Source organism: Pseudaminobacter soli (ex Li et al. 2025) (assembly GCF_029892515.1).
GTDB classification, from domain to species: domain Bacteria; phylum Pseudomonadota; class Alphaproteobacteria; order Rhizobiales; family Rhizobiaceae; genus Pseudaminobacter; species Pseudaminobacter soli_A.
Genome location: NZ_JARXVF010000001.1, coordinates 1,558,448 through 1,580,380, shown reverse-complemented (window position 1 = coordinate 1,580,380; position 21,933 = coordinate 1,558,448). Strand labels below are relative to the sequence as shown.

Below are 21,933 nucleotides of genomic sequence, written 5' to 3'. Positions count from 1 at the left end.
CGCCGAGAAGGCGGCGAGTTAGCGAGCCGAGTTGGTGAATTGGCCGTAGCGGTTGCGCCCGGCATCGCCCGGAAACAGGCAGAGCGCGATGAAGGCGACGATCGAGATCACCGGTATGAACAGCGCCACGGCCATGATGCCGGGCTTGCCCATGTCGTGCAGGCGCTTCACCGCCGAGGCGACATGCACCCACAGGAAGACGATGAAGGTCATGCCGAACACGGCCGACCAGGCTTGCGCGGCGGTGCTGTCGGGCGGCACTCGCATGAACTGGTAGAGGGGGAACGACACCACCACCACCCAGAACATGGCAGTCAGCACGAAAGCCGCCCGGCCAAGCCGGCCGTTGAAGCGGAAGAACAGCCAGATGAATTCGTCTTTGTCAGGCAAGAGGATCCGGTCCGTATTGGTTGGCGCCATTGGTTCCCTGGAGAATACCGAGTTCCACCAGGATCCACACGGCGCCGATGAAGGGCACGAGCCCGATCAGGCTCCACCAGCCCGACTTGTCGCGGTCATGCCAACGCTTGGCGTAGAGCGCAAGCGCGAAATAGATGGACACCAGCGAAACGACGAGGCCGAGGATGCCGACGCCATGGTCGCCGACATGCAGGCCAAGCATGAAGTCGAGCAGGTTCGCAATGATTCCAATCACGATCAGAGCAGCGATGCCGGCCCAGAACTTGGCGCGATTGATGCGCCCGTCCCAGCCGGTGAAAAGATATTTCCAATCCATGTCACCCCTCCCTTGTTCATTGGGCGCGCCCTTACAGCACGCCCTCGAAGGTGATTTGGATCGAGCGAAAAATCAATCTCTGAGCAGCTCGTTGATCGAGGTCTTGGAACGGGTCTGGGCGTCCACGCGCTTGACGATCACGGCGCAGTAGAGGCTCGGGCCCGGCTCGCCGTTCGGCAGCGGCTTGCCCGGCAGCGTGCCGGCCACGACTACAGAGTTCGAGGGCACTTCGCCGTAGAAGATCTCGCCTGTCGCCCGGTCGACGATCTTGGTCGACTTGCCGATGAAAACGCCCATGCCAAGCACCGCGCCCTCGCGCACGATGCAGCCCTCGACCACCTCGGAGCGGGCGCCGATGAAGCAGTTGTCCTCGATGATGGTCGGGCCGGCCTGCAGCGGCTCGAGCACGCCGCCGATGCCGACGCCGCCCGAAAGGTGAACGTTCTTGCCGATCTGGGCGCAGGAGCCCACGGTCGCCCAGGTGTCGACCATGGTGCCTTCGCCGACATAGGCGCCGAGATTGACGAAGGAGGGCATCAGGATCGCGCCCGGTGCGACATAAGCCGAGCGGCGCACCACGCAGGACGGCACGGCGCGGAAGCCGGCCTTTTCGAAGTCGAGCGCGCTCCAGCCGGAGAACTTCGACGCCACCTTGTCCCACCACACGGCATCGCCCGGGCCGCCCTTGATGATTTCCATCGGGTTGATGCGGAAGGACAGCAGCACGGCCTTTTTCAGCCACTGGTTGACCTTCCAGTTGCCGTCGCCCTGGCGCTCGGCGACGCGTACGGAGCCACGGTCGAGCAGGTCGAGCGAGGCCTCGATCGCCTCGCGCACTTCGCCGCGCGTCGAGGTCGAGATCGCCTCGCGTTCCTCGAACGCCTTCTCGATAATGGCTTCCAGGGACGCCAGATCGGGTTTGGTCATGAAAAAGCTCCGTTACATGTGCTGTTAAGGCACGCGCCGTACACTGTTTTAAGGATCGCCGGGACCCTATGTCAGGGCTTAGGAGGGGTCAATCACGACTGCGTCGTGGAAGGACGCTTTGAGGATGAAATTGGACAAGCAAGTTATGAATCCCAATGAAAAGTCCGGTTGGACGCCGTTGCCGCATTCGAGCGAGGACCTGGTTCGAGCCAAGGCTGTTCCCGATACGCCGCAAACGCGCTCGCCGACCTTCCGGCTGGCCTGGGACGACGAAGATTTCATGACGCGGCGCGAATTGCGCGCGGTGCGGCTGCAGCTGGAACTGCTCAAGCCCGACATGATCCTGAACGAGCGTGGCATCCGCTCGACGGTGATCCTGTTCGGAGGCGCCCGCATTCCCGAGCCGGGCGGCGAGGCCTGGGCGGCCAAGGACGAGACGCAGAAGCGCAACCTTGAGCGCAACAGCAAATATTACGAGGAAGCGCGCAAGTTCGCGCAGCTTTGCTCGCTGCATTCGGCCGCGTCCTACTACCGCGAATTCGTCGTCGTCACCGGCGGCGGCCCCGGTGTCATGGAGGCGGGAAACCGCGGCGCGGCCGATGTCGGCGCGCCCTCGATCGGCCTCAACATCGTGCTGCCGCATGAACAGGCGCCGAACGCCTACATTACCCCCGACCTCTGCTTCAACTTCCACTATTTCGCCGTACGCAAGATGCATTTCGTCATGCGCGCCAAGGCGGTGGCGGTGTTCCCGGGCGGTTTCGGCACGATGGACGAGCTGTTCGAGACGCTGACGCTGATCCAGACCGGCCGCATGGAGCGGGTGCCGGTCATTCTCTTCGGCAAGGAATTCTGGCAGCGCGCGATCAATCTCGACTATCTGGCCGAGCAGGGCACCATCAGCCCCGGCGACCAGGACATCATCGACTTCGTCGACACCGCCGACGAGGCCTGGGAGATCATCAGCCGTTTTTACAAGCTGTGATGCCGGGCCCACGCAATACCTAGTTCAAGGGTCGGCCGCCTGCGTGGCCGGCCCTTTTTTGCATCAGGCAACGCCCACCTTCTGCAAGCCTTCTGCGAAGGTGCGATTTCGGCCGGCTTTCTTGGCGGCGTAGAGATATTCGTCGGCGCGGTCGACCGCGGCCCACAGGTCGTCTCCCTCGCGGAACTCGACCACGCCGAAGGAGCATGTCACCGTCTGCTGGCGCGGCAGGCCTGAAAAGCGTGCCCGCTGGATGTCGAGGCGCAGGCGCTCGGCAAACTGATAGGCTCCCATCGGCGGAGTGCCCCTCAGCACCACCACGAACTCCTCGCCGCCGATGCGCGCGACCAGGTCGCCGGCTCGGGTCATATCGCGGATTGTGCCGGCAAAGCCCTCCAGCACCGCATCGCCGACGGCATGGCCATAGGTGTCGTTGATCACCTTGAAGTGGTCGATGTCGCAGACGACGATGCTCGACACCGGCTTGTGATGCGCCTTGCGCGCGGCGCGACTGTGGAGGTCGAGGCCGCGGCGATTGAGAAGGCCCGTCAGCGGGTCGCTGTCGCGCTCGCCGCGCAGGGCGGTGACCACATCTATGGCGGTGACAGCCATCAGCCCAAGCGCGATAATGGCGCCGACGAGCGAGAATGTGATCTGCACCCAGTTCCAGAAGGTCGCGGCGCCAAAGGCGCCGTCGATGAAAACGCCCGTGGTCAGGATGGTGCGCGGGAAGAAATGCAACCCAACCACCACGACCAGCCACCACAAGGCGCGGTCGGCGCCACGCCCATGGCGCAGGAAGCGCCCTTGCCAGGCCGTGATGAGAAATAGTGTGCCGAGGCCGAAGTGGAGGATATAGGCGCGCGTGACCAGGCTGCGGTCTATGTAGAAAAAGTAGAAGATGCCGGCCACGATGAGGCCCGCGACGAACAGGGGCAGCGGCAGAGCCAGATGGCGCCCTGAGCGCTGCAGCACGCCTTCGCACAATAGCAGCACGCCGACGCAAAACAGGATTACCGTGATCAGTTTGTTGGCGCCGACATCACGCGGCCAGATGGCGATTTGTCCAGCCGCGGCGAGGCCGAAGCAGAGAAAGGCGATCGCAAACAGCAGGAGGTAGCGGCGGGTCCGTTCCAGCGTCCAGGCGCCGGCGAAGCTCAGCGAGAACAGCAGCAGCAATGCCGGAGCCACAAATTTCACGATCTAATACCAGGGCCACGCCGGGCAAGTGGGGCTGCTGGTCCGGCTTCTATTCAGGTTATGTCAGAAGCGCCATATGGAGGCCTGGCTGCGACTTATCAACTTTTCCGTGTGATACGTCGCAGCTTGGTAAATCAATTCATAAGCGGCCCGCCGAGCGGCGGCAGGTCACGAATGGGCTGGCGCTATGCTGCGCAGGAAGGCGGCGAGATCGTCGGTGACGAAGTCGACCGATGAATCGTAGGCCGGGTCGCGCTCCCAGATCTCCGAGAAGGTTGGCTCGAAATTGTGCGGCACCACCAGCACGGTCTGCATGCCGAGCGTCTTGGGGACGATCAGGTTGCGCGCCAGATCCTCGAACATCACTGCGTTCGGGCCGGCCACGCGATGCAGCGCCAAAAACTTGTCGTAGGTCTCCTGCGCCGGCTTGGGCACCAGGCCTGCGGCAACGATGTCGAAGATATCGTCGAAGTGATCGAGGATGCCGAGCTGGCGTGCCGCGCGCTCGGCATGGCCGCGATCGCCATTGGTGAAGATGAACTTGCGCCCCGGAAGCGATTTGATCGCCTCGCCAAGTGCGGGGTCCGGCGACAGCCAGGAATAGTCGATGTCGTGGACTTTGTTGAGGAAATCGTCCGAATCGATCTTGTGGCGCGCGATCAGCCCGGCCAGCGTCGTGCCATATTCATGGTAGAGCTCCTTCTGTAGCTTGCGCGCATCCTCGCGCGACAGTTGCAGAAGCTCCGACACATAGGCCGTCATCCGCACGTCGATCTGCGAGAACAGATTGGTGTGGTGCGGATAGAGCGTGTTGTCGAGGTCGAACACCCAGTCGGTGATGCGGGCGAAGCGGGCGGGATTGGGCGTTTCAGTCATGCCGCCCTTATGGCACGGATCGCGCCCTTTGTGTCCACAGCAAAGCAAAAAAGTCCGTGGCTTTGAAGGTTCGGTGTTCGCTCAAAATTTACCCATGCATGAAAGGGGACGTTCAGCTCTGTCTGCCATTCAGGCGGCCGAAAAGGGGGGTCGATGACAAGCATAATCCTGAGAGCCTCGCTCGTTTCCATCCTCGCCGTTGCAGGCTCCCTGCTGGTTGCCGTTACCGTCGTGCCGATGATGGGTGGCACCGTCGACGGCAACGCCTGGTTGATGTGCATCGTCTGCCCGCTGGCCACCGCCTTTCCGGCGAGCGCCTATACCTTCTGGCAGAGCGACCGGCTGAAGCACGCCCATCGCGAGCTGGAGCGCGCCCATGCGCAGCTTGCCGCCACCCATCGCCGGCTCGCCGAAAAGGCTTCGCGCGACGACATGACCGGCATGCTGAACCGCGAGACCTTTTTCGCCTCGCTCGACGGCTCGCGCCGGCGCAGCGACCGCGGCGCGCTGCTCATCATCGATGCCGACCACTTCAAGAAGATCAACGACAATTTCGGCCATCTGACCGGCGACGAAGCGCTTCTGGAGATCGCCGCCGCGATTTCGCGCGGCGTGCGCAGCGGCGACATTCTGGGCCGCATCGGCGGCGAGGAGTTCGGCGCCTTCCTGATCGGCGCGACCGAACAGGAGGCGGCGGTCGTGGCCGAGCGCATCCGGCGCGAGGTCGAGAAGGTGTGCTTCAAGCCGGCCGGCGAACAGCAGGTTCCGCTGACCGTCAGCATCGGTGGCACGGTCTGTGCGCTCGGCGCCACCGTTTCAGAACTGATGCGCGCCGCAGATCGCCGCCTCTACGAGGCCAAGAACCGCGGCCGCAACCTCACCATCGTTGCCGGACTGCCGAGCGCCGCTTAGAATTTATATCCATATGCATATTTATTGACGGGGCGCGGCCATATCCTTGATCGCGCCCTTCGCTCTGTTGCGGTGCACAAAAGGACTGGAGGCTGGAAAGGCGCTTCCGCGCGGCCGCATCTGTTGATGAAGGATAATTGCATATGCATAGATTTCCCCCTAATGATACTCGGAGGAGGCCGCGACGAGCTGTCTGCGGACAAGGGTAGAGGAAACCTTTCATGAAGACGAACGAAGTGCTCGGCCAGATGGCCGAACTGCTCCTGTCGGGGGGCGTCGAGGTTGTGGACCTGGCCGGCGTGCTCGGCCCCGATACGCCGCTTCTGAAGCTGCCGCCGGAACTGGCGGTCGATACGCCGAAGATCGAGATCCACGAGATCTCCGCCTATGACAAGAACGGTCCGTTCTGGGCCTGGAACTGGCTGAAGGTCGGCGAGCACTCGGGCACCCATTTCGATGCGCCCAAGCACTGGATCACCGGCAAGGACTATGCCGACGGCGCGACCGACACTATTCCGGTCAAGAACTTCGTTGCTCCGGTCAACGTCATCGACTGCTCGAAGGAAGCAGCCGAGAACAATGATTTCCTGCTCACCGTCGACCACATCAAGGCCTGGGAAGCCAAGCACGGCGCCATCAAGGCAGGCGAGTGGGTGGTGATGCGCACCGACTGGTACAAGCGCAACGGCTCGGAAGCCGACTTCCTCAACGCCGACGAGACCGGCCCGCATACGCCTGGACCGACGGCCGAGGCCATCGAATACATCATCTCCACCGGCGCGATCGGCTGGGGCACGGAAGCGATCGGCACCGACGCCGGCCAGGCTGGCGGCATGAACCCGCCGTTCCCGGCGCACAACCTGATGCACAAGGCCAACCGCTACGGTCTTGCCAGCCTGTGCAACCTCGACCGCCTGCCGGCGAAGGGTGCTATCCTCATCGCCGCCCCGCTCAAGATCAAGAGCGGCACCGGCAGCCCGATCCGCGCGCTGGCGCTGGTTCCGACGGCCTAATGGCTCGCGACGAAGGGTGCGGGGACCCGCACCCTTCCTGAGGACACGGCGCGCATGAGCGCGCCGGTTCCAACCGGGCAGGGCGGTGGCGCAGGCCACTCGCCCGCAGGGAGAATGTGATGGACCAGACCGGCTCGGAAAAGCGGGAGCGCATCTCGACCCTGGGCGAGATCGGCCTGCAGCAGTTCGCGCCCTACCTGATGAACCGCATCATGGGGCGCTACAACGCGACGCTGCGCGACGACCTGCGCAAGCAGGGGCTGACCGTGCCACAGGTGCGGGCGCTGGCGGTGCTGTCGGTGGCCGACGGCGTCACTATCAACGACCTGTCGGTCTTCAGCGTCATCGAGCAGTCGACCATGAGCCGAACACTCGACACGCTGGAAGGGCAGGGGCTGGTGCGGCGCGAGGCCTGCGACGACGACAGCCGGGTGCGCAAGATCTTCCTGACCGACGAGGGCCGGGCCGAGTTCAACCGCGCCTGGCCGGCCATGCACGATGCGTTCGAAACGATGTTCGCGGATATCGATGACGGCGAATATGCCGCCTTCGTCGCCACGCTGCAGAAGATGCTGCGCAACATCCGCAAGCACGACATCTGAACCGAAATTACCCATGCGCGCCACAGGCGCCGCATCCGATGTGAAGGAGGCTTCCAATGGCTGAACGGTCCTTTGTGAAGGAAGTCGAAAAGCTGCGCCTGGGCGCCGGCGAAGAGTTTTCCGGCGAAGGCATTCTCGCCATCACCAAGGCGCTGCTGGAATGCGGCGTCGGCTATGTCGGCGGCTATCAGGGCGCGCCGATCAGCCATTTGATGGACGTGCTGGCCGACGCGCAGGACATTCTGGGTGAGCTTGGCGTGCATTTCGAGGCGAGCGCCTCGGAAGCCACCGCCACCGCAATGCTGGCGGCCTCGGTGCATTACCCGATCCGCGGCGCTGCCACCTTCAAGTCCACCGTAGGCACCAATGTCGCCTCCGACGCGCTGGCGAACCTCGCTTCAGGTGGCGTCACCGGCGGCGCGCTGATCATTGTCGGCGAGGACTATGGCGAAGGCTCCTCCATCATGCAGGAGCGCAGCCATGCCTTTGCCATGAAGAGCCAGGTGTGGCTGCTCGACCCGCGCCCCAACCTGCCTTCCATCGTCAAGGCGGTGGAAGACGGTTTCGAGTTGTCGGAGGCGTCGAACACGCCGGTCATGCTGCAGGTGCGTATCCGCTGCTGCCACGTGCATGGCAGCTTCACCGCCAAGGACAACAAGCGCCCCGCCATGACGGTGGCCGATGCGCTGCAGAACCCGCGCCGCGACACGGCCCGTATCGTGCTGCCGCCCGCCTCTTTCATCCACGAGAAGGAAAAGGTCGCCAAGCGCTGGCCGGCGGCGGTGGACTTCATCCGCTCGCGCAAGATCAACGAGTTCTTCGGCCCCGACATGGCCAGGGTCGGCATCGTCTGCCAGGGCGGCATGTACAATTCGGTCATGCGCGCGCTGGAGCGCATCGGCCTTGCCGATATCTATGGCGAGACGGAAGTGCCGATCTATGTGCTCAACGCCGTCTACCCGCTGATCGACGACGAGTTTCTGGGCTTCTGCGAGGGCAAGGACGCCGTGCTCGTGGTGGAGGAAGGCCAGCCGAACTACATCGAGCAGGCCTTCGGCAACATGCTGCACAAGGCAGGCCGCGACACCCGCGTCGTCGGCAAGGAACACCTGCCGGTTGCCGGCGAATATACCGGCCAGGTGATGCTGGACGGCATTTCCGCCTTCCTGCGCGAGGCCGCCCCGCACATGCTGCCGGTGCAGATCCGCGCACCCAACAAGCAGGACGACGGCAACGAGGTCTCCAACCTTGCGGCCATCGTGCCGGGCCGTCCGCCCGGCTTCTGCACGGGTTGCCCGGAGCGCCCGATCTTTGCCGCCACCAAGCTGGTCGAGCAGGAACTGGGGCAGCACCACATCGCCTCCGACATCGGCTGCCACCTGTTCTCCATCATGCCGCCCTTCGAACTGGGCGCGACGACGATGGGCTATGGCCTGGGGCCGGCTTCGGCCTCGGCCTTCAATTCGCCGGACGCAAAGCGCCGCTCGATCTCCTTCGTCGGCGACGGCGGCTTCTGGCACAACGGCCTGACCTCCTCGATCGGCAACGCCGTGTTCAACAAGAACGACGGCGTCATCGTCATCGTCGACAATTACTATTCCGCCGCCACCGGCGGGCAGGATATTTTGTCCTCGCGGGCCAACAACAAGACCAAATCCACGAAGCACCCCATCACCGAGGCGGTGAAGGGCATGGGCGTGAAATGGGTGCGCCACCTGGAACGCACCTATGATGTCGGCAAGATGCGCGACACGCTGCGGGAGGCGCTGACGACCGAGGAGACCGGACCAAAGGTCATCGTCGCCTCGTCCGAATGCATGCTCAATCGCCAGCGCCGCGAAAAGCCGCTGGTCGCCAATGCCATCAAGGGCGGCGAACGCCTCGTGAAGCCGAAGTTCGGCGTCGACGAGGACATCTGCACCGGCGACCACGCCTGCATGCGGCTGTCGGGCTGCCCGTCGCTGTCAGTTAAGTCGCTGGACGACCCGCTGCGTGACGATCCCGTCGCCCATATCGACCAGACCTGCGTGGGCTGCGGCAATTGCGGCGAAGTGGCGGATGCGGCGGTGCTGTGCCCCTCCTTCTACCGCGCCGACGTGGTGCACAATCCCGGCAAGTGGGATCAGTTCCTCGAGAGGATGCGCCGCAAGCTCATCGGTTTCATGCAGCGGCGCCGCGAAACCCGTCGCCTGACTTTTGCGGATGCGTGACATGACAGTTCTGGCTCCGAAGACCCCGAACCCTGCCGCTGGGCAGGAAGGCATCATCAAGCTGGCCGCGCTCGCTGTGGGCGGGCAGGGCGGCGGCGTGCTGACGGACTGGATCACCGACGTTGCCGAGCGCAACGGCTATCTGGCGCAGTCGACCTCGGTGGCCGGCGTTGCCCAGCGCACCGGCGCGACGATCTATTACGTCGAGATGTGCCGCGACACCGGCCGCCGGCCGATCTTCGCGCTGTCGCCGGCGCAGGGCGACGTCGACATCCTGATCGCCGCCGAGCTGATGGAAGCCGGCCGCGCCGTCATGCGCGGCTTCGTGACGCCCGACCGCACCACGTTGATCGCCTCCTCGCACCGCATTGCCGCGGTGTCGGAGAAGATCGAGCCGGGCGACGGCCGCGCCTCGTCGGAAAAGGTGCGTGCAGGTGCCGAGCAGGCGGCAAAGCGCCTGGTTGCCTTCGATATGGAAAAGGTGGCGGTCGAGGCAGGATCGGTGATCTCGTCGAGCCTGTTCGGCGCGCTGGCCGGTTCCGGCGCGTTGCCCTTCCCGCGCGAAAGCTATGAGGAGACGATCCGCGCTTCCGGCCGCGGCGTGAAGGCGAGCCTTGCCGCCTTTGCCGGCGCCTATGAGCGCACCCGCCGGCTTGTCGAGGAGGGTATCGAGCCCGACGCTGCTCCCACTCAATCCGTGAAGGCTTCTACACGCGGCGTGAGTGGGCCGGATGCGTTGATAAAGGGCTGGCAGGCGTTGCGCGCTCGCGTCGATGCCTATCCCGAGGTTTTGCGCGACATGGCCGGACGCGGCCTGCAGAAGGTTGTCGACTACCAGGACCTTGCCTATGGCGCCGAATATCTCGGCCGCATCGACCAGGCGCTGAAGCTGGATGATGCCGGGCACGAATACGCGCTGTCGATTGCGGCGGCCAAGCATGTCGCCAACGCCATGTGCTATGACGACATGATCCGCGTGGCCGACCTCAAGACGCGCTCGACCCGCGACCGGCGTGTGCGCAAGGAAGTCGGCATCAAGGATGGCAACATCCTGCAGGTGACCGAGTATTTCCATCCGCGCATCGAGGAATTCTGCGGCACCATGCCGGCGGGACTTGGCAGCTATATCGAGAACCGGCCGAAACTGGCCGGCTGGCTCGACCGCCGCATCAACCATGGCCGGCGGGTGCGCACCGACAGCTTTGCCGGCTTCACGGCGCTGTGGTTCATCGGCGGTCTGCGGCACTGGCGCCGCAAGCTCCTGCGCCACAAGGTCGAGGCCGAGCATCTGGAGCGCTGGTACAGTCTGGCGCTCGGCCGCGTGGCGAGCGACTATGCGCTTGCCGTGGAGATCCTCAACTGCCGACGCCTGATTAAGGGCTACAGCGACACCCATGTGCGGGCGCAGTCGAAGTTCGACCGCGTGCTTTCCGGCTTGCCTATGCTCGAGGGGCGTGCGGACGCCGCCGAATGGCTTCGCCGCTTGCGCGAAGCGGCGCTGAAGGACGAAAAGGGTACCATGCTCGACGGCGCGCTGAAGACGATCGCGACGCTGTAGACCGACAATTTGGTCGGCATTGAAATGACCCCCACCCCTGCCCCTCCCCACAAGGGGGAGGGGTATTGGCTTGCATCTCCGTCTGGCGAAAATCCCTCGCGATCTTGCGCTGCATGGAGTCCGGAAAGTCCCCCTCCCCCTTGTGGGGAGGGGTTAGGGGTGGGGGTATCGACGCCTGTGCAGGCACCAGAGAAGCGACATAGCTACTGCCGCGCTGGTAAAATCCCGCGGGTGGCGAGACGTACCAGGTCGGCCTGCCTGGTTGCGCCGGTCTTGGCATAGACATTCTTGAGCTGGGTGCGGATCGTCTCGCGCGAGAGACCGGCGTCGGCAGCGATCTCGTCGATGCTCCGGCCGAGCACGATGCCGGTCATCGCGCGCATTTCCGCGGCGGTCAGGTTGTAGGCGCGGGCAAGATGCTCGAAGTCGACCGCCCGGCTGCCGGCATGCGGCGGCTCGACCAGCACGATCGCCGTCGGTCCCTCGAAATAGGTCGAGACGCGGTCCTTCTGCACGAGGATGAAGGTGAGCTTGAACGGGCCGATGGACCGGCTCTGCACGGTTCGTCCTTCGAAGCCTGTCTCGAGCATGGTGCGCAGAAGGGACATCGCCTCGGAGGAACGGAGCGTCAGCTGACCGAGCGGCGAGGTGCCGATGGCGGCGCCGTCTGCCAGCATCCGCTCACCGGTGGCGGAAGCGGTTTTGACCTGCATGCCGCTGCCGACGATGACGAGCCCGACATCGATGGCGTCGAACAGCGAGCCGCCGATCTCGGTCACCGCCTTCTGGAAGGGCCCGGCGCGGTAGTGCCGAAAGGCGCGCTGCAGGTGAGGCGCGAGCCGCGTCAGGCGGTCGGCGGCGAGGCGGTTGTTCTCGAGGTCGGCGCTGCTGGTTAGCGTGCTGAGCAGGAAGGAGCAGCCGTTCTCGCGATAGATGGTGACGCCCACCGCGCTCTCCAGGCCGTTGGCGCGCATGAAATCGCTGTAGTATTCCGACTTCACGAGCCTGTCGCGAGCGTACATCTGCTCGGCCAACACCCCGAGCCCCAGCGGCCGGGTGGTTGCCCCCTTCATCATCGGATTGACGCTGGCATAGTGGCTGCCATAGGCGGCAAGGGCCTGGTCGCTGAAGCCGGTGCTCAGTGATATGCCCCCGGCATTCTTGTGCGGGTCGTGGAAAAACAGCGTGGAGGCGCCATCCGGCAGTCCCTCGCTCAGCCGATCGAGAAACTTCTGCCATGACGCTTCGCCGAGCAGCGAGGCGTAGATCAGGTCGATCAGTTCGTCGTCGCTGACATTCGTTCTGTCCACGCCGCGCACCTGTGGGGCCGACTGCGACGGGAAGGCCGGTGAAATTCCAGTCATGGCGTCTGCGGCCGCATCGCAGATACCGGCGAGTCCGGCCGGCGAAAGCGAGGATAGCGTCGCCGGCGCCGATTCGACAACCAAGGCCAAGGATATGCCGCATTTTGGCAAACCGTGCCGCTTCTCACCCGGGCGGGTGAGTTTTCCCGTTCCTATATTGGGCATGATGAATCGCCGATGGGAAGTGGGCCCGCGATTCTCGCAAGGGGGCGCCGTGGCAGTGGCGCAAGGGGACGAAATGGTACATTTGGTGCGGAACTTCCGGCCTTCCCACGGAAGGCTGCTCACCACATCGCTGGCAAATCAGAACGAGGGTGCCAGGGTGCTCAGCACCGCCGGGCTGGCGCTTTGCCTCGTCGGCCCGAGCGGAGGGCTCCTTTCGCCGACGCCGGAATTCCAGAAGCTGATCGGCGATGCAATCGTCGTCTCCGACGGCAAGCTGCGCGCTGCAAGGCGGGACGAGGACGCGGCGTTCCAGGCCGTGCTGTCGGCGCTGACCGCGACTTCCCAGCAGTTCTACGACGATGCGCCGCCGGCGGTCGCCAGGCTCACGCGCAACGATGGAACGACGCTGGTTGCACATGGGATTTCGATCGTGGGCGGCAGTTCGCTTTCCTGGGGGGCGCCGGTCGCCATATTGGTCGTCGAGGCACCAGAAGCGCTCGCGACCGGCGAGAAGGCCCTTTGCGAAGCCTTTGGACTGACAGGCGCGGAAGCCCGGCTGGCGACAAGGCTCGCTGCAGGAAATTCTCTGCGCAACGCGGCCGTCGAGGAAGGCATTACCTATGAGACGGCGCGCAGCCGCCTCAAAACCATCTTCCGCAAGACCGACACGACCCGCCAGGCCGAACTGGTGCTTCTGCTCACGCGATACCGGTAGGCTGGCCGGTTCAGCCGCGTTGCGGCCGCAAGAAGGCCGAAATGAAGACCAGAAGCCAGCCGATGATCAGCAGCGTTCCGCCGATCGGCGCGGCATAGGGAAACAGCCGGTCGCCCAGATAGTCGCGGGCCAGAAGGTCGCCGGTGAACAGGATCAGGCCGGCCAGCAGCACAAAGCCGGAAAGGCGCAGCAGCCCGCTGGCCGCCATCAGGCCGATGGCGAGAAGCGCCGGCGCGTGCATCAGCAGGAAGGACGAAGCGGTCTGCATATGCGCGCCGCCGGTGTGCGTGGCCATGGCCGCCACCACCACGCCTGCCGCGCCGGCAAGCCCGCCTGCGCCAAGAAGAAAACGGTCGCTATGCATGGCGGTCTCCTCGATCGGTTCCTCGACTGGTTGCCGGAAACTATAGAACCTTTCGCGGCCAGATTGAATCGCGGCTGCCAGCGACAATTCGGCCGGGGGGCTGGCGGCGCACACCCGAAGAGCATGGCGTACGGAGCGTACACGGCCCTAACTCGGCCCGGCGCAACCCGTCTTAAGCTGTGGATGGCTTTCCTGTGGACCCAGTTTTCGCCGCCATCTTCGGCGATTGGCATGGTGGCGCGATCGGACCTATGGTCGCCGCCCAATCGACACTGGAAACGACATGGCCGCAGACATTCAACGCATTGCCGCGCTCATCGCGGCCGACATCAACGCCAGACCCGACCAGGCCGCAGCGGCGATCGGGCTTTTGGACGAAGGCGCGACCGTTCCCTTCATTGCCCGCTACCGCAAGGAAGTCACGGGCGGCCTCGACGACACTCAACTGCGCACGCTGGCCGAGCGGTTGATCTATGTGCGCGAGATGGATGCGCGCCGCGCGACGATCCTCGAATCGATCCGCAGCCAGGGCAAGCTGACCGACGAACTGGAAGCGGCGATTGCCGCTGTTGCCACCAAGGCCGAGCTCGAAGACCTTTATCTGCCCTACAAGCCCAAGCGCCGCACCCGCGCCGAGATCGCCCGCGAGCGGGGCCTCGGGCCGCTGGCCGAAGCGATCCTGGCCGACCGCGCGGCGGTGCCGGCGGAGCTAGCGCAGGGCTACATCACCGACGACGTGCCGGATGTGAAGACCGCGCTGGACGGCGCGCGCGACATCATCTCCGAGCAGTTCGCCGAAAACGCCGACCTCGTCGGCCGTCTGCGCAACTACATGAAGGAACGCGCCTTCCTGCGCGCCAAGGTGGTCGATGGCAAGCAGGAAACCGGCGCAAAGTTCTCCGACTATTTCGAGCACACCGAGCGCTGGGCCAATGTGCCGAGCCATCGCGCGCTGGCCATGCTGCGCGGCCGCAACGAGGAAGTGCTGTCGCTCGACATCGAGGTCGATGCCGACGACACCTCGCCGGTGAAGCCCGTAGAGCGCATGATCGCCGAGGCCTACGCCATTGGACGGCAGGGCGCAGGCGACCAGTGGCTGGCCGAAGTCGCCGGCTGGACCTGGCGCGTGAAACTTTCGCTGTCGCTTTCGCTCGACCTGATGCGCGAACTGCGCGAAAAGTCCGAGGAAGAGGCGATCCGCGTCTTCGCGCGCAACCTGAAAGACCTGCTGCTGGCAGCACCCGCCGGCTCGCGCGCCACCATGGGCCTCGATCCGGGCATCCGCACCGGCGTGAAGGTCGCCGTGGTCGACCAGACCGGCAAGCTGCTCGACACCTCGACCGTCTATCCGTTCCCACCGAGGAACGACGTGCGCGGCGCGCAGGCCGAACTGGCGAGCTTCATTCGCAAGCACAATGTCGAGCTGGTTGCCATCGGCAACGGCACGGCAAGCCGTGAGACCGAAAAGCTCGTGGCCGACATGCTGGCCGACATGCCAGCGCCCAAGCCGCTGAAGGTCATCGTCAGTGAGGCCGGCGCCTCGGTCTATTCGGCGTCGGAGACGGCGGCGACCGAGTTCCCCAATCTCGACGTGTCGCTGCGCGGCGCGGTGTCCATCGGGCGGCGCCTGCAAGACCCGCTGGCCGAACTGGTGAAGATCGAGCCGAAGTCCATCGGCGTCGGCCAGTACCAGCACGACGTCGATCAGTATCGCCTCGCGCGCTCGCTGGATGCGGTGGTGGAAGATGCGGTGAACGCGGTGGGCGTGGATCTCAACACGGCGTCTGCGGCGTTGCTGGCACGCGTGTCCGGTCTCGGCGCGTCGCTGGCCGAAGCGGTGGTGGCGCATCGCAACGCAAATGGCCCGTTTGCCAGCCGCAAGGAGCTGCTCAAGGTGGCGCGGCTCGGCCAGCGCACCTTCGAGCAATGCGCGGGCTTCCTGCGCATTCCGAACGGCGCCGAGCCGCTGGACGCTTCGGCGGTTCACCCCGAAGCCTATGGCGTGGCCAAGAAGATCGTCGCCGCCTGCGGTCGCGACCTGCGCTCATTGATGGGCGATAGTGCGGCGCTCAAGGCGGTCGACCCGCGCGCCTTCGTGGACGAGCGCTTCGGCCTGCCCACCGTGCGCGACATCATCGCCGAGCTTGAAAAGCCCGGCCGCGACCCGCGCCCGGAATTCAAGACCGCGACCTTTGCCGACGGCATCGACGACATCAAGGACCTCAAGCCAGGCATGACGCTGGAGGGTACTGTCACCAACGTTGCCGCTTTCGGTGCCTTCGTCGACATCGGCGTGCATCAGGACGGGCTCGTGCACCTGTCTCAGCTGGCCGACCGCTTCGTGAAGGACGCGCATGAGATGGTGAAGGCGGGCGACGTGGTGAAGGTGCGGGTGCTGGAGGTCGACATCAAGCGCAAGCGCATCAGCCTGACCATGCGCAAACACGACGACGGCGCGGGCGCGCGCCCCGGCGGCGGCTCGCGCGACGACCGCCCGCTGCAGCGCGGCGGTGGCGGCAAGTCGTTCAAATCGACCCCGCAGCAGAAGGGCGGTGGCGCGTCGCAGGGCGCCTTCGGCGCCGCGCTGCTCGAGGCGATGAAACGGAAATAACCGCAGCGGTTCGATTGGCGACCGCGACACCAAGGTAAGATGATGACACCCCAAGAAATCGTTCAAGGTCAGTTGGACGCCTACAACGCGCGCGATATCGAAGCCTTCATGGCCTTTTGGGCCGACGATGCCCAGATGTTTGAGCACCCCTCGAAGCTGCTCGCCAGCGGCGCCTCCGAGATCCGGGCGCGCCACGTCCTTCGTTTCAGGGAGGAAAGCCTGCACGGCAAGCTCATCAAGCGTATCGTCCAGGGCAATCGGGTCATAGACCAGGAACTCGTCACCCGCACGTTCCCTGAGGGTCCCGCTACGGTTGAAGTCATCGCGATGTATGACATTCAGAACGAGAAGATTGCCACGGTCTGGTTCATCTTCGGCGCCACGCTTCCGGGCTGATTCCCTTCTAGTCCCGGCGACGGCGAAAGATTTCGTTCTCCCCACCTGTCGGCAAGTGCGTTACTCATTCGTCATTCAACCAGACGGAGGACTCGGATGCTCTACGCAATCCTTTGCTACAATTCCGAAGACGTGGTCGGTGCCTGGACCAAGCAGGAGGACGACGAGGTGATGGCCAGGCTCGGCGCGGTGCAGGAAAAGATCGCCGAGGTCGGCAAGCTTGGCCCGGTCGTGCGCCTTCTGCCCACCACCGCCGCCACCACGCTGCGCAAGGGCCGCGAGGGGCCGCTGGTGATCGACGGACCCTTTGCCGAAACCAAGGAGCAGTTCCTGGGTTTCTATGTCGTCGACTGCGAAACGCTCGACGAGGTGCTGGACATCGCCAAGGAATTGCAGGCCGCAAATCGCGGCCCTGGTGCCTATGAGATCCGGCCTGTCAGCATCTTCAGACCCGGAGCATTGACCACATGACCGCCGACCCCTCCTGGATAGACGACGCACTGACGGCCGCCCGGCCGCAGGTCGTCGGCGCGCTTCTCCGCTACTTTCGCGATCTCGACGCGGCGGAGGAAGCGTTCCAGGAGGCATGCCTGCGGGCGCTGAAGAACTGGCCGGTGAACGGCCCGCCGCGCGATCCGGCCGCCTGGTTGATCTTCGTCGGCCGCAACACCGGCATCGATGCTGTGCGGCGGCGAGCCAAGCAGGCGCCGATGCCGGCCGAGGAGACGGTCTCCGATCTCGACGATGTCGAGACGCCGATGGTCGAGCGGCTGGACGGCGCCGACTATCGTGACGACATCTTGCGGCTGATGTTCATCTGCTGCCATCCCGATCTGCCGGCCACGCAGCAGGTCGCGCTGGCGCTGCGCATCGTATCGGGGCTCAGTGTGAGACAGATCGCGCGGGCCTTCCTCGTCAGCGAGGCTGCGATGGAGCAGCGCATCACGCGGGCCAAGGCGCGCATCGCGCGCGCCGACGTGCCCTATGAGGCGCCGGGCGCGGTGGAGCGCTCCGAACGGCTCGCGGCGGTCGCGGCCATGATCTACCTGATCTTCAACGAGGGCTATTCGGCCGGGGTGGACGAGGCTGAGCGTCGCGCGCCGCTGAGCGATGAGGCAATCCGTCTCGCGCGCCTGCTGCTCAGGCTCTTTCCGGCCGAGCCGGAAATCATGGGCCTGACGGCGCTGCTTCTGCTGCAGCATTCACGCACCGCCGCGCGCTTCGATGCCGATGGTTCGATCATCCTGCTGGAGGATCAGGACCGGACCCTGTGGAACCGCCCCATGATCGCCGAGGGGCTGGCGCTGATCGACAAGGCGATGCGCCATCGCCAGCCGGGGCCGTATCTGCTGCAGGCGGCGATTGCGGCGCTTCATGCGCGTGCGGCCAAACCCGAAGACACCGACTGGGCCGAGATCGAACTGCTCTATGCGATGCTGGAGCGGCAGGAGCCGTCGCCGGTGGTGACGCTGAACCGCGCGGTCGCGGTTGCCAAGGTGCGCGGTCCGGAGGCGGCGCTCGACATTGTCGAGCCGCTGGAGGACCTTCTGTCGGGCTATTTCTATTTCTTCGGGTTGAAGGGTTATCTGCTCATGCAGCTCGGCCGTTCGGCCGATGCGCGCTGCGCCTTCGACCGCGCCATCGCGCTGGCCAATACGCCGGCGGAAGCGGCGCATATCCGCATGCATCTCGACAGGCTGATGAAGGAATGCGGCGAAGCAGCGCGGGCCGGGTGAGGGGGATTTCTCCCCCTCATGCCATCTAGCTGATGAAGAAGTTCTGCGTGCCGTGGGCCTCGATGGCCTCGGCAAGACGGCTCAGTGCATGCACGTAGGCCGCGGTGCGCATGGTGACGTCCTTCTGGCGGGAAATGTCCCAGATCGCCTGGCCCTCGCGCTCCATGATAGTGCGCAGGCGCACATGGATTTCCTCGACGGTCCAGTAGTAGCCCTGGCGGTTCTGCACCCACTCGAAGTAGGACACGGTGACGCCGCCGGCATTCGCTAGAATGTCGGGCAGCACGATCGCGCCCTTCTCGGCCAGGATCTCGTCGGCCTCAGGCGTCACCGGGCCGTTGGCGAGCTCCAGCACCAGCTTGGCCTTCACCGAAGCCGCATTGCCTTCGTGGATCATGTTTTCGAGCGCAGCCGGGACCAGCAGTTCGCAGTCGACGCCGACGAGGTCGTTGGCCGAAAGCGCCTCGTGGCCGTGCTGGCCGACGGTCGAAAGCACCGAACGGCCCTCATCCTTGGCCGCGAACAGCGCATCGAGGTTCAGGCCGCCGGGGGCGTAAACCGCGCCTTCGGAGTCCGACACCGCAACGATCTTGTGGCCGTCGGAGGCGAGCAGGCGGGCGATGTGCTGGCCGGCATTGCCGAAACCCTGCACGGCGACGCGCAGGCTGGCGGCGAGGCCGAGGTCCTTGGCCAGGTGCCGCACGAGATAGTAGCCGCCGCGGGCCGTGGCGTCGCCGCGTCCCAGCGAGCCGCCGAGCGCGATCGGCTTGCCGGTGATGACGGCGGGCGAGGCCGAGCCGACGATCTGCGAATACTCATCGGCCATCCAGCCCATGATCATGGAGTTGGTGTAGACGTCCGGTGCCGGGATGTCGCGGTCGGGGCCGATGATGCGCGAGAAGGCCTGGATATAGGCGCGCGACAGGCGCTCCAGCTCGGCCTTGGAGAGCTTGCGCGGATCGACCTGCACGGCACCCTTGCCGCCGCCATAGGGCAGGTTCATCACGGCGCATTTGAAGGTCATCCAGAAGGCCAGCGTCTCGACTTCGTCGATCGTCGCATCGGGATGGTAACGGATGCCGCCCTTGGTGGGACCGCGCGTGTCGTCATATCGGCATCGCCATGCCAGGAACGATTTTCGTGATCCGTCGTCCATGCGGATCATCAGACGAACTTTGGTAGTTTCTCGCGGGAATTTCAGTTTCTCGATGACATCGGCGTCGATGTTCAGGTGTGCGGCGGCCTCGTCGAGGCGGACCAGAGCATTATCGAGAAGACTGTCTTCGGACATCATTTTCCCTTGTTGAGGTTGGAATTGTAAGATTGCGTCGAAACGCGCCTTGCTTTTGCCACAAATGTTCGCGGCGCGCCATGCTGCGCTGTAATCACAGTTGGTGACTCGAACTTTCAGGCTGGGCCCGGCATCTCGTCCCGGCTGAAGCGCCACATGGTCTTGCAGCGGGCAGATTTTGCATACTCCGCCGCCTCTTGTGACGATGGGTATGGTCCAGAACCGGGTAAAGATTGTCAACCAGCCGCTCCCTGCCGCTTGACGTAGGGACATGATGTCGCAGGTTTTCTCCTGCGCCGCAGGTCGGAATGCGAGAACTCTTCAACGGCCTCGCCCGAGGCGCTACACATCTGGGGCCGCAATCTCCTGCCGACGCTTCGTCAAGGCGGGTGCGGAACTGCCAGGAGGGTCGCCATGGAGCCGACCGAAAAGCCGATCGCCGTGGTGCAGGGTGCGTCGAGCGCCGTCATCCAGCAACTGTTCGATACGCTCGTCAGGCGCTGGCGACCGGCCTTGCGCATCGCCGGGATGATCGAGGAAGGCCACGAGCTCACGGACTGGAAGCGCAGCGACGGTGGCCGGCTGCGCAGCATCGTCGATGGCAACTGCTATCCGATCTTCCAGGACCTTGGCGCGGGCTCCATGGCCTGCCAGCTCGAGGGTTCAGGTGCTGCCGCCGCCAGCCAGGCGGTCTGGCGCGACATTGCGGCCGGCTGCGACCTGGTGGTGCTCAGCAAGTTCGGCAAGCTCGAAATGGGCAATGAGGGGTTGGTTCCGGCATTTGTTGCGGCGATGGAGGCCGGCCTGCCGATCCTCACCTCAGTCTCGCCGATGTTCCGGCAGGCATGGGCGGATTTTGCCGATCCGTTTTTCGTCATGCTGCCGGCGGAACCCGACGCGGTGGAAGCCTGGCTCAGGGCGGTCCTGTCACGGCGCGTTGTCGGCGCGGCTTCGCTTGGTCTTTGAGGTCGCCGCCGCCGAGCGGCCCTGCGTGATCAGCAACGCGCTGCGCTGGCCGGTGGTGTGAATCCAGAGCCAGTTGAGCGCGACGCTCAGCCGGTTGCGCACGCCGATCAGGAAGAAGATGTGGGCGATGCCCCATATCCACCAGGCGAGCGCGCCGCGCAGTTTTATCCAGCCGAAATCGATCACCGCCAGCTTCTTGCCGATGGTGGCAAGGTTGCCTGCATGCTTGTAGCGGAACGGGCGGGGCTCGGTGTTGCCCTTGAGGCGGGCACGGATGGTGTCGGCGACGTGGCTGCCCTGCTGCTTGGCGGCGGGTGCAATGCCCGGCACCGGACTGCCGTCGGGCGCCTTGGAGAGGGCGGTGTCGCCGATGACGAAGATCTCCGGATGGCCGGGCACGGTAAGGTCCTGCTCGACGATGACGCGGCCGGCGCGGTCTGCCGGCGCGCCGAGCCATTGTGCCGCCGGAGATGCCGCAACGCCGGCGGCCCAGACGAGCGTGGCGGCGGCCAGGTGTTTGCCGTCATAGACGACGCCGCTCATGTCGCAGGAACTGACCGCCTGGCCCAGCATCACTTCGACGCCAAGCGAGCCCAGCGACTTTTCCGCATAGGCCGAAAGGTCTTCCGGGAAGGCGGGCAGCAGGCGCGGGCCGGCTTCGATCAGCACGATGCGCGCCTTGGACGGATCGATGTGCCGGTAGTCGTTTTTCAGCGTGACATGCGCAAGCTCGGCGATGGTGCCGGCCATTTCGACGCCGGTCGGACCGCCGCCGATGATGACGAAGGTGAGCAGCGCCTCGCGCCGCGCCGGATCGGTTTCGCGTTCCGCCCATTCGAAGGCGAGCAATATGCGCCGCCTGAGCTTCACCGCATCCTCGAGCGATTTGAGCCCCGGCGCGACGGCCTCCCACTCGTCATGGCCGAAATAGGCGTGGCGGGCGCCGGTGGCGAGGATCAGCGTGTCATAGGAAATCTCGCTGCCGTCCTCGAGCTTCACGACGCGTTTGGCGGGATCGACGCCAACGACCTCGCCGAGGATCGTGGTGACGTCGGGCCGGTTGGCAAAGAGGTGGCGGATCGGCCAGGCGATTTCCGAGGGCGCCAGCGTGGCGGTTGCCGCCTGATAGAGCAGGGGCTGGAATAGATGGTGGTTGCGGCGGTCGATGACGGTGATGCGCGCGCCCGAACCTTTTAGTCGCCGGATGGCTTCGAGGCCGCCGAAGCCGGCGCCCACGATCACGACCTGATGTCCTTGCGGCGTCTCGGACATGGGCTCGCCCTCGCTCTGTCACTCGCACGGCAAG

21 protein-coding genes are annotated in these 21,933 nt (G+C 64.9%); 12 read left to right on the top strand and 9 right to left on the bottom strand.

Going from position 1 to position 21,933, the window contains the following annotated elements:
• Positions 1-18: 18 nt before the first annotated feature.
• From M2281_RS07540 to dapD, 3 genes are all read right to left on the bottom strand, one after another.
• Complete coding sequence (locus M2281_RS07540; RefSeq protein WP_280820444.1) at positions 19-390, bottom strand: DUF805 domain-containing protein; 372 nt, start codon at positions 388-390, stop codon at positions 19-21.
• Entirely contained in the window at positions 383-736 is a 354-nt protein-coding gene (locus tag M2281_RS07535; protein ID WP_280820443.1) for a DUF805 domain-containing protein, read from the bottom strand. The genes M2281_RS07540 and M2281_RS07535 overlap by 8 nt, the downstream gene beginning before the upstream one ends.
• A 72-nt stretch (positions 737-808) precedes the next feature.
• Complete coding sequence (gene dapD / locus M2281_RS07530; protein ID WP_280820442.1) at positions 809-1,663, bottom strand: 2,3,4,5-tetrahydropyridine-2,6-dicarboxylate N-succinyltransferase; 855 nt, start codon at positions 1,661-1,663, stop codon at positions 809-811.
• Positions 1,664-1,808: 145 nt separating this feature from the next.
• Here dapD and M2281_RS07525 point away from each other — a divergent pair, with 145 nt between their 5' ends.
• Positions 1,809-2,648 (top strand): LOG family protein, encoded by an 840-nt coding sequence (locus M2281_RS07525; RefSeq protein ID WP_280820441.1) that lies wholly within the window; start codon positions 1,809-1,811, stop codon positions 2,646-2,648.
• 63 nt (positions 2,649-2,711) lie between these two features.
• On the opposite strand, the gene M2281_RS07520 is transcribed toward M2281_RS07525, so the two are convergent.
• Both M2281_RS07520 and M2281_RS07515 read right to left on the bottom strand, forming a co-directional pair.
• Positions 2,712-3,848: a GGDEF domain-containing protein gene (locus M2281_RS07520; protein ID WP_280820440.1), complete on the bottom strand. Its 1,137-nt coding sequence runs from the start codon at positions 3,846-3,848 to the stop codon at positions 2,712-2,714.
• 168 nt (positions 3,849-4,016) lie between these two features.
• A complete protein-coding gene (locus M2281_RS07515; protein ID WP_280820439.1) occupies positions 4,017-4,724 on the bottom strand; it encodes a pyrimidine 5'-nucleotidase in 708 nt (235 codons plus the stop codon).
• 153 nt (positions 4,725-4,877) lie between these two features.
• On the opposite strand from M2281_RS07515, the gene M2281_RS07510 reads away from it, so the two are divergent.
• From M2281_RS07510 to M2281_RS07490, 5 genes are all read left to right on the top strand, one after another.
• On the top strand, positions 4,878-5,636 hold the full coding sequence (locus M2281_RS07510; RefSeq protein ID WP_280820438.1) for a GGDEF domain-containing protein: 759 nt from the start codon (positions 4,878-4,880) through the stop codon (positions 5,634-5,636).
• Positions 5,637-5,857: 221 nt separating this feature from the next.
• Positions 5,858-6,649, top strand: a complete 792-nt coding sequence (locus M2281_RS07505) for a cyclase family protein (RefSeq protein ID WP_280820437.1) — start codon at positions 5,858-5,860, stop codon at positions 6,647-6,649.
• 119 nt (positions 6,650-6,768) lie between these two features.
• Positions 6,769-7,251 carry a MarR family winged helix-turn-helix transcriptional regulator gene (locus M2281_RS07500; RefSeq protein WP_280820436.1) on the top strand — a complete coding sequence of 161 codons (483 nt, stop codon included), beginning with the start codon at positions 6,769-6,771 and terminating at the stop codon, positions 7,249-7,251.
• Between the two features lie 56 nt (positions 7,252-7,307).
• Positions 7,308-9,461 (top strand): indolepyruvate ferredoxin oxidoreductase subunit alpha, encoded by a 2,154-nt coding sequence (locus tag M2281_RS07495; RefSeq protein ID WP_280820435.1) that lies wholly within the window; start codon positions 7,308-7,310, stop codon positions 9,459-9,461.
• 1 nt (position 9,462) lies between these two features.
• Entirely contained in the window at positions 9,463-11,019 is a 1,557-nt protein-coding gene (locus M2281_RS07490; RefSeq protein ID WP_280820434.1) for an indolepyruvate oxidoreductase subunit beta family protein, read from the top strand.
• Between the two features lie 203 nt (positions 11,020-11,222).
• Here the strand turns inward: M2281_RS07490 and M2281_RS07485 are convergent, their stop codons facing one another.
• A complete protein-coding gene (locus M2281_RS07485; RefSeq protein ID WP_280820433.1) occupies positions 11,223-12,383 on the bottom strand; it encodes a helix-turn-helix transcriptional regulator in 1,161 nt (386 codons plus the stop codon).
• Between the two features lie 238 nt (positions 12,384-12,621).
• Here M2281_RS07485 and M2281_RS07480 point away from each other — a divergent pair, with 238 nt between their 5' ends.
• Positions 12,622-13,263 carry a helix-turn-helix transcriptional regulator gene (locus M2281_RS07480; protein WP_280820432.1) on the top strand — a complete coding sequence of 214 codons (642 nt, stop codon included), beginning with the start codon at positions 12,622-12,624 and terminating at the stop codon, positions 13,261-13,263.
• 10 nt (positions 13,264-13,273) lie between these two features.
• On the opposite strand, the gene M2281_RS07475 is transcribed toward M2281_RS07480, so the two are convergent.
• Positions 13,274-13,627 (bottom strand): DUF423 domain-containing protein, encoded by a 354-nt coding sequence (locus tag M2281_RS07475; RefSeq protein ID WP_280820431.1) that lies wholly within the window; start codon positions 13,625-13,627, stop codon positions 13,274-13,276.
• 283 nt (positions 13,628-13,910) lie between these two features.
• Here M2281_RS07475 and M2281_RS07470 point away from each other — a divergent pair, with 283 nt between their 5' ends.
• The 4 genes from M2281_RS07470 to M2281_RS07455 all read left to right on the top strand — a co-directional run bounded on the left by M2281_RS07470 (position 13,911) and on the right by M2281_RS07455 (position 18,370).
• Positions 13,911-16,238, top strand: coding sequence for a Tex family protein (locus M2281_RS07470; protein WP_280820430.1), 2,328 nt, complete (start codon positions 13,911-13,913; stop codon positions 16,236-16,238).
• 42 nt (positions 16,239-16,280) lie between these two features.
• Entirely contained in the window at positions 16,281-16,634 is a 354-nt protein-coding gene (locus M2281_RS07465; RefSeq protein ID WP_280820429.1) for a nuclear transport factor 2 family protein, read from the top strand.
• 96 nt (positions 16,635-16,730) lie between these two features.
• The gene (locus M2281_RS07460; protein WP_280820428.1) at positions 16,731-17,105 is read left to right on the top strand and encodes a YciI family protein; all 375 of its coding nucleotides are present in this window, start codon (positions 16,731-16,733) and stop codon (positions 17,103-17,105) included.
• Positions 17,102-18,370 carry an RNA polymerase sigma factor gene (locus tag M2281_RS07455; RefSeq protein WP_280820427.1) on the top strand — a complete coding sequence of 423 codons (1,269 nt, stop codon included), beginning with the start codon at positions 17,102-17,104 and terminating at the stop codon, positions 18,368-18,370. The genes M2281_RS07460 and M2281_RS07455 overlap by 4 nt, the downstream gene beginning before the upstream one ends.
• Positions 18,371-18,395: 25 nt before the next feature.
• Here M2281_RS07455 and M2281_RS07450 read toward each other — a convergent pair whose 3' ends face one another.
• Positions 18,396-19,661 (bottom strand): Glu/Leu/Phe/Val family dehydrogenase, encoded by a 1,266-nt coding sequence (locus M2281_RS07450; RefSeq protein WP_280820426.1) that lies wholly within the window; start codon positions 19,659-19,661, stop codon positions 18,396-18,398.
• Positions 19,662-20,075: 414 nt separating this feature from the next.
• On the opposite strand from M2281_RS07450, the gene M2281_RS07445 reads away from it, so the two are divergent.
• On the top strand, positions 20,076-20,627 hold the full coding sequence (locus M2281_RS07445; protein WP_280820425.1) for a DUF2478 domain-containing protein: 552 nt from the start codon (positions 20,076-20,078) through the stop codon (positions 20,625-20,627).
• Here M2281_RS07445 and M2281_RS07440 read toward each other — a convergent pair.
• Positions 20,589-21,899 (bottom strand): NAD(P)/FAD-dependent oxidoreductase, encoded by a 1,311-nt coding sequence (locus tag M2281_RS07440; RefSeq protein ID WP_280820424.1) that lies wholly within the window; start codon positions 21,897-21,899, stop codon positions 20,589-20,591. The genes M2281_RS07445 and M2281_RS07440 overlap by 39 nt on opposite strands.
• Between the last annotated feature and the right edge of the window lie 34 nt (positions 21,900-21,933).

What these genes read in the sequence shown, in the direction of transcription:
- M2281_RS07445 (WP_280820425.1), top strand. Translation starts at nt 20,076, where the DNA reads ATGGAGCCGACCGAAAAGCCGATCGCCGTGGTGCAGGGTGCGTCGAGC.
- M2281_RS07535 (WP_280820443.1), bottom strand. Translation starts at nt 736, where the DNA reads ATGGATTGGAAATATCTTTTCACCGGCTGGGACGGGCGCATCAATCGC.
- M2281_RS07470 (WP_280820430.1), top strand. Translation starts at nt 13,911, where the DNA reads ATGGCCGCAGACATTCAACGCATTGCCGCGCTCATCGCGGCCGACATC.
- M2281_RS07515 (WP_280820439.1), bottom strand. Translation starts at nt 4,724, where the DNA reads ATGACTGAAACGCCCAATCCCGCCCGCTTCGCCCGCATCACCGACTGG.
- M2281_RS07450 (WP_280820426.1), bottom strand. Translation starts at nt 19,661, where the DNA reads ATGTCCGAAGACAGTCTTCTCGATAATGCTCTGGTCCGCCTCGACGAG.
- M2281_RS07475 (WP_280820431.1), bottom strand. Translation starts at nt 13,627, where the DNA reads ATGCATAGCGACCGTTTTCTTCTTGGCGCAGGCGGGCTTGCCGGCGCG.
- M2281_RS07505 (WP_280820437.1), top strand. Translation starts at nt 5,858, where the DNA reads ATGAAGACGAACGAAGTGCTCGGCCAGATGGCCGAACTGCTCCTGTCG.
- M2281_RS07495 (WP_280820435.1), top strand. Translation starts at nt 7,308, where the DNA reads ATGGCTGAACGGTCCTTTGTGAAGGAAGTCGAAAAGCTGCGCCTGGGC.
- M2281_RS07440 (WP_280820424.1), bottom strand. Translation starts at nt 21,899, where the DNA reads ATGTCCGAGACGCCGCAAGGACATCAGGTCGTGATCGTGGGCGCCGGC.
- M2281_RS07525 (WP_280820441.1), top strand. Translation starts at nt 1,809, where the DNA reads ATGAATCCCAATGAAAAGTCCGGTTGGACGCCGTTGCCGCATTCGAGC.
- M2281_RS07480 (WP_280820432.1), top strand. Translation starts at nt 12,622, where the DNA reads ATGGTACATTTGGTGCGGAACTTCCGGCCTTCCCACGGAAGGCTGCTC.
- M2281_RS07460 (WP_280820428.1), top strand. Translation starts at nt 16,731, where the DNA reads ATGCTCTACGCAATCCTTTGCTACAATTCCGAAGACGTGGTCGGTGCC.
- M2281_RS07510 (WP_280820438.1), top strand. Translation starts at nt 4,878, where the DNA reads ATGACAAGCATAATCCTGAGAGCCTCGCTCGTTTCCATCCTCGCCGTT.
- M2281_RS07455 (WP_280820427.1), top strand. Translation starts at nt 17,102, where the DNA reads ATGACCGCCGACCCCTCCTGGATAGACGACGCACTGACGGCCGCCCGG.
- M2281_RS07500 (WP_280820436.1), top strand. Translation starts at nt 6,769, where the DNA reads ATGGACCAGACCGGCTCGGAAAAGCGGGAGCGCATCTCGACCCTGGGC.
- M2281_RS07465 (WP_280820429.1), top strand. Translation starts at nt 16,281, where the DNA reads ATGACACCCCAAGAAATCGTTCAAGGTCAGTTGGACGCCTACAACGCG.
- M2281_RS07490 (WP_280820434.1), top strand. Translation starts at nt 9,463, where the DNA reads ATGACAGTTCTGGCTCCGAAGACCCCGAACCCTGCCGCTGGGCAGGAA.
- M2281_RS07485 (WP_280820433.1), bottom strand. Translation starts at nt 12,383, where the DNA reads ATGACTGGAATTTCACCGGCCTTCCCGTCGCAGTCGGCCCCACAGGTG.
- dapD (WP_280820442.1), bottom strand. Translation starts at nt 1,663, where the DNA reads ATGACCAAACCCGATCTGGCGTCCCTGGAAGCCATTATCGAGAAGGCG.